The following is a 6,707-nucleotide window of genomic DNA, read 5'->3' on the forward strand; positions in this document are numbered from 1 at the left end:
GTGAATGCACCACCGGCGGTCACGATGTCGGCAAAGGCGCCGCCATTGATGCTGATTTCAAGCACCGCACCATCAAACGTGTCTTCCAGATTGAACTGATGACGGAACGTCAGCGTCGTCGCACCCAACGGAGTGAACGCCGGTGTGTCGAGGGTGAAGTCATTGACCGTCGGAAGTTCCGTTGCGAACGCGGAGTTCGGTGCCGAATCAGCCGCCGTGGTGACGGTGGTGAATCCGGTACCCGTCCAGCCGGTCGGAAGCGCCGGAGCTGTCACTTCGTCGAAGTTCTCGTCCGGCGGAAATGTTCCACCCGACGAATCTGCGGCGAAATTCGCGATGACCGTGCAGTTGGCCGTCACGGCAGCCGTCACGTAGGAGTTACCCGTCAGCACTCCGCCGCAGGTGCCTGTCACCGTGTCGGTGTGGAAGCCGGCTGCAGGAGCCAGCGTGAACGTTGACGTCGCACCGCTCGTCACTGTCTGCGGCGTCGCGGGCGAGATCGTGCCCGACGGCGTACCAACGCTCGGCGTCACCGTGAACGTCACTGCAGCGCCGGTATCACCCGTGTTGATGGCGAGGCCGGTGTTCTCATAGCAGTAAGCATTGAGTGTGGCCGGGAAACCCGTTGTCGGACCCGTCGTCGTGAGCTGGGCCCAACCGTAATTGGTCGCCGCGGTCACCTCGTTGTTGAACCTGACACCAAGGTACTGATTGGTGACGCCAGCACGCCAATCGGCCATCTGGGCGGCCGTAGCCACACCTGCAGCACCATAGGTACCGGCAGGACCGACCGCGACGCCCGCCGCAAGCGCGGCATATTTGGCGCCCGTCAGGAGGCCGGCGTTGGTATTGGCCGCGCCAGCGCTCCAGAAGAATGTGAAAGCGCCGGTTGCCGCGTAAGCGTTGAGGTCCCAACCTGCAACGGTGGCGTTTGCGTTCGCCCCGGTCACGAAGTTGATGTACAGGCCGTCAATGTTATTGGTGATGGTGATCGGCGTGGGCACCGATCCGCACACGATCGCGGCAGACGAACTGCCCGATCCGAACGACAACGCCGTTACGGCGACTGCCGCGGCGATTGAACTGATTAACTTGCGCTTGATCATGATGAGAGTCCCCCAGGACCGGTGGTCGGCAAAGTGATGTGCCACGATTTCATTGTCATGTGTTTCCCCAGTCGGAAAATAACGTGCAGGCAACCTCGCGGTTGCGTCCACGAGGCTACCGGGCCGCGGCGAGCTGCGACCGAATGAAAAAATCTACCCGTAATTTGTTGAATGCAGCGCGCATGATCTCCGTTCAGTCCGGTGATTGCCTGCACAACGCCATCATCCCCGACGGCGTCATTTCACTTGAAACAGATGGTCCGTGTGACGCGCTTGCGCCCTCACGTGAAACCCGACAGTAGCCCCGAAGATTGTGAGACGCAAGTAGGGTTTTCTGAATTTCGCCGATCCTCCGCTTTCGACTCCTCCGCAGAAGAGCCGAAAGCGAAGTCAGACGCGCTACGGAATGTCGAATCCGTTGCGGAAGATCACATCGCTGTCGATCACCAGAGCGACCGAAACAGCAATCACCGAATGCGCGGGATCGTCGGTGTGCACGCAAACGAGCGCGGAATGACTGCCTGCAGCGAGGCCCGCGGTGTTGACTGCTGCAACGATCGTTGTGGCAGGCTGACCTTGCTGCACCGCACCAGACGCGGGCGACGCGCTCAACCACGGAACCGCGGCCGGACTGGCGCAGGACGTCGGTGCCGTGTCGATCGTGAAATGCAGGGTGCTGTTCGCCGGACCGGCATTGGACACGGTGAAACTCTGGTTGCCGGTTGCGTTTGCCGGAAGCGCGAAACTCAGGTGCGTCGTCGATGTTGTTGCGGTCGGGTTCGGCGCGGTCACCGTCAGCGTGACGACCACCGCCAATGTGGGGTGGGCCGTATCGTCAGTGTGCACGTTGACTGTTCCGGTGTAGGTGCCCGGCACCAGAGTCGTCGCATTGGCAGTCGCCGTGATGACAGACGGCGAGCCGCCCTGGGCGACAGATCCGGAGGTCGGTGACGCGCTCAACCAGGCAGGTGTCGTGGTGTCGACGGTGTAGTGCAGCATGCTGCCCTGCGCGCCATTGTTCCCGACGCTGAAGACGCCGCTGAAACTCTGTCCGGACACGACGCTGAAGTTCAGCGCGTTGGTCGAGACAACGCCAGTCGGCGCCGATGCCGCATCGACCGTCACCGAGACCGGAACAGAAACCACCGGGTTTGCTGCGTCGTTGCTGTGCACGCAGAGGACCGCACTATGACTGCCGACCGACAATCCGGTCGCGTTGACCGTGGCCGTCACCGTACTCGTCGCTCCCTGCGCGACCGAACTGGCGGCAGGCGCGACACTCAACCATGAAACCGCCGACGGGCTGGCACACGAGGTCGGCGACATGTCGATCGTGTAGGTCAGCAGGCTGCCCGGCTCGCCGCTGTTGGTGATGCCAAACATGTCGGTCGCGCTGGAACCCTGATTGACCACGACTTCGACATTGCCCGGAGCGACGGTTGCGGCGGGGTTGGTCGGTGTCGTGTCCACCCACGGACCGAACGCAACGAGGGACGGGCCAGTCTTCTTGCACTCCATCGAATCCTGCGGAATGCAGCTGGCGCCAGTGCAACCGGGCGGCCAGCTACCCGCCGTGCTGTCACGCACAGACACGTGGTAGTAGAGCGCGATCGCGGTATTGAGCAGGCTTTCACTGTTGACCAGCGCCGACTTGTTCATCGTGCACGAGCTGAGCGGATTGTCGGTGCGGTCTGCATATTCGCCGGCATGCATCTGCGTTGCCATCACGTCGACGGTGTGGAAGTTGCGTCCCGACTCGTTGGTGGGCGTCAGGTAGTCGTTCGCACCCGGAATCAACTTGTAGCCATTGCCGGTGGCCGCGTTGCGCACTTCCCAGGTCTTCGGTCCGCCGCCGGGTCCGCTGGTTGCATTGCGCAGGTCGCTGAACTCCACGCTCTGGTCGACACCGTTGGTGCTGACCGTGTTGTTGCCGGAGTCGATGTTGAACTCCATGCGCCAGTAATTGTGGTGCCAATGGGTGACGCTGTTGTACGTGCCGTTGTTGTTTCCGAAACCAAAGGACGGCTCGATCGTGCCATTGCTGAAGAACGTCCAGCGCGACGAATACATGTACCAGGCAGCAGCGTACTGGGTCGTCAACGTGACGTGGTCGCCACCGTCTTCCACCGCCACGCCAAAGAAACACGACGCCGTGGCATTCGGATAGCCGGCAAGCTGGAACGGGCACTGTCCGTACGACGCAGTGGGATCATGCGACCGGTCACACGATGTCGTTGCCTTCGGGGGGTCGACCGAAATGCCGAGCTGGTTTTGAACCGCATGGTCGGCCAGCACCGACGCGGTGTCGTCCTTCCAGTCGCGATAGCAGTTGCCTCCACCGCCATCCTTGTATTCCGCAAACAGCATCGGCGCGTGCGCGCGCGTGAACACCAGATGTCCCTTGAAATATACCTTGCGCAATTCCATGCCCGACCCATCGGCGCCGACACTCTGGTCAGGCGGCAGGTAGCACATTTCCCAAACCGGGTTGACCGTCGGCCAGCTCAATTTCTTCTCGGGACTGGTACAGGTCGGCGAATCCGCATGCGCCAGCGCGGCGAAGCCGCCCGACATCCAGACCACCATCGCAAACAGGATTTTCAACGCACGCATTCGCTACTCCCCGGTAGAAGACTTCAATTTCGAACCATCGTAGAACGGATACACGACACGGTCGCTTTGCAGGTCGACGATCGCATGGCCCACTGCTGTCAGGCCTCCATCTTTCGCGATGATCGCATGGATGCAGCGCGATCCGCGGTCGCAGTAGCGATCACCGGTCACGCGCCAGAGAAACCCTTCGCCCCAGACCACAACGCCTGGACCGTTCGCGATCGACTTCAGCGCAGGCTGCCCGCGCACGAGCGCGCGAACGCGCTCCTGCTCGATTTCGCTCAGCGCCATTTCGCCGTTGACGAGATCTTCCGACGACAGCAGCTTGCCTGCAGGGTCGAACGTCTTGCGAACACCGGTTCCGCGCGCATAGTCCCAGCCATACTCGACGTCAAAGCGGACTTCCCTGCCATCCGTCATGCGGAAATCGCCATATCGCCGCTCGACCACGTAACCGCGGATGCGGCCCTCTGCCGGGACATCGCTGGCAGGCGGCGCGTTCATGGCGCCACTGGTTCTTGGAGCGGGAGCGACGCACGCTCCGAGTGAGAGCATCAGTGCTGCAGAAGTGAGAGACGCCAGAAATTTCAACGTGTTTTTCCTTGCGATTTGCCGGCGGTCACAGTGGTCATCGCGACAGCTTCGGGTGGCGATTTCCCATAGCCCGGCTGGGTGGCGTCATCCGGTGCGTTGTTCCAGAGTTGATACGCGAACTCACCGCGCGAACGCTCCTGCGGGCCGACGGTGAAGGGACGGTTGGGCCCGCCGCTGCACAACGTGTTCTCCCCGGGGGTCGCATTCGCAACCGCTTCATCGCGAAGGAACTCGATGTACTCGCGACTCGACGTCTGGTAGCGCAGCGTGGCGGTCGCCGTAAAGGGGCCTGTCGACGACGCTGGCAACACGAATGCGTAAGGCGCGGTATCCATGTTCACCAGCACGCCGGAACCGGGCGACGTCTCGGGATAGATCTGCCCCACCGGCGCCACTTCCTCGCCGGTCGGGTCGTCGACCGTCTTCGGCTTCATTCCGAGCGGAGGGATGCGATTGTCCTTGGCGACGCAATTGTTGAGCACGAAATGGAACTGCTTGCGGCCACCCTCGACGGTTTTGCAGCTGGACGTTGCGGTGTCCCAGATGCCTTGGAGAATTTCGTAGACACGGGCCTGCGCGTCCTCTGCGAGCAATGCGCTGGCGCCATCATAAGCACCGCTCTGCGCCACCACCTGATTGGTCGCGTCGCGCACTTCGACGTTGATCCACATGCGCCGACCTTCCGAATAGCCGGTCGGCAACTTGTGGCCCGACAAATTGGTCACCTTCACCGTCAGTGACAGCGCACCGGCTGTCGCGCCGGCGGGAGCCGTATACGCGGTGACGGACGCGGAAACGGTCGCGCTCGACTGCAGGCTGGCGCGCGCCCACTCGATCGTCTGATCGAAATCCTCGGGTCGCTGCAGCGCTTCGCCGTATTCGCCCTTGATCACCGCAGGAATCCAGGTGTTCGCCCCGACAAACTCGTGCACCGGAAGGTTGTTCGTGCGCGAACCGGAGGGGTTGAGATCGCAGGCCTTGGCAAGCGGATCGACCGACGTGCGCATGTGGCAGTCCTGGCACTGCTGGGATCCGGCCAGCGCGGGAATACCGGCAGGCGCATCACCGAATCCGTCGCGGAACACCGCATCGGCGAACAGGCTGCGGTTCCACTCGGTGAAGGTACGCTCGATCGGAAACGGGCGGCCGCTGTCGCTGCCATCGGCGCGGATCAGCGTCTTCAGCGGACCTTCGTCCGTGTCGGGCGTGGTGATGTCGTGGCAGCTTCCGCAGATTGCAGACTGCGTATGGTGCTTCGAATAGGTCCAACCGTGCGGCGGCTGCAGCGGATCGGTTGCGCTCGTGTAGGGATACGGACCGCGACGGCACGGCCCGCCATAGCTCGAACCGTCCGGGTTGGTGCAGACGGTGCTGTCGTCAAGCCAGGTGTTGGCGTTGCCAATGAGTCCGGGTTCATCGTTCGGACCCGTCGGTGTCAGGCGATGGCAGAAGTGGCAATCCACTCCCGAGTAGTCGTTGGATCCGAGATCGCGGCGCGCGTAGTTGCCGATCAGTTGACACCCCTGCTCTCCGCCAGGCCCGGACATTCCACCAGCGCCATCCTTGACGACGTCGCCTTTGAGCCATGCCGCGGGCGTGTGGCAGCGCAGGCAATAATCGCCGACGCCGGGTTTTCCGATGCTCTCGGCATCCTTGTTCGCGATATCCAGCGCTGCCCAGAACAACGGATCACGGGTCGCGTTGGCCATCATGGAACCACCCCAGCTGGAGTGCGGCATGAATCCCGCGTTCGCCGGATTGGAACTGCGATGGCAATCGGCGCACGTGCTTGCGGACTCGAGCGGCCACTGCAAGCCGGGCTGCGTGCCATGCGGGGTAAAGTCGAGAGCCAACGCGCGCTGGCCAAGGACCAAGCCCAGCGCAACAACCGCAGCCACGATGAACGCACCGACGGGATGGCGTTGGTTCAGAAGCACTCGGTGGATCCCCGGATCATCGTGCAAGGGGCGAAACCATACCGCATGCGCGGCACCTCGCCAAACGACCGGCGGCGCAAGTGCGCCGCCGGTTCCCGACAGGTGTCAATTCGCCTTGGCAATGCGAGCGCTTCCGGCCGGAACCAGAGTCGCAACCGTGTAGCTTGCCGGCGAACCCGACTGCGCAACGTGCAATGTTGCAGAACCCGCCACCGGGGGAGCATCCGACACGAACGAGAACGAATACAGCGAGCCCCAGTCAAGCGTCGGAAGCGCCGTCGGCATTGGATACCCGCCAGAAGCGAAGCCCGGGATGGTCAAGTCGGTGCTGAAGTTCACGGCCCCGGCCGTCACCTGCGAGCGCCAGTTCATGTTGGGATTTGCGTCACCGATGTACGCGCTACGCCCGGTTGCCTCCCGACCTGCCGGAAGCGGAATGCTGAGGCTGTCGAAGCCC

5 protein-coding genes are annotated in these 6,707 nt (G+C 62.6%); all 5 read right to left on the bottom strand.

Translation table 11 applies throughout. The features are described 5' to 3' along the window. Positions 1-1,106, bottom strand: a 1,106-nt coding sequence (locus tag ABIV12_RS16165) for a hypothetical protein (protein WP_348061223.1), incomplete at its 3' end; no start/stop codon positions are given. A 399-nt stretch (positions 1,107-1,505) separates the two neighbouring features. Beyond that, entirely contained in the window at positions 1,506-3,719 is a 2,214-nt protein-coding gene (locus tag ABIV12_RS16170; protein ID WP_348061225.1) for a hypothetical protein, read from the bottom strand. 3 nt (positions 3,720-3,722) lie between these two features. Continuing rightward, positions 3,723-4,223 carry a hypothetical protein gene (locus tag ABIV12_RS16175; protein WP_348061227.1) on the bottom strand — a complete coding sequence of 167 codons (501 nt, stop codon included), beginning with the start codon at positions 4,221-4,223 and terminating at the stop codon, positions 3,723-3,725. An 83-nt stretch (positions 4,224-4,306) separates the two neighbouring features. Beyond that, positions 4,307-6,250, bottom strand: a complete 1,944-nt coding sequence (locus ABIV12_RS16180) for a hypothetical protein (RefSeq protein WP_348061229.1) — start codon at positions 6,248-6,250, stop codon at positions 4,307-4,309. 105 nt (positions 6,251-6,355) lie between these two features. Continuing rightward, the coding region (locus ABIV12_RS16185) for a hypothetical protein (RefSeq protein WP_348061231.1) at positions 6,356-6,707 on the bottom strand (352 nt) is incomplete at its 5' end.

Origin of the sequence: Dokdonella sp. (genome assembly GCF_039926425.1) — a bacterium.
GTDB lineage: Bacteria > Pseudomonadota > Gammaproteobacteria > Xanthomonadales > Rhodanobacteraceae > Dokdonella_A.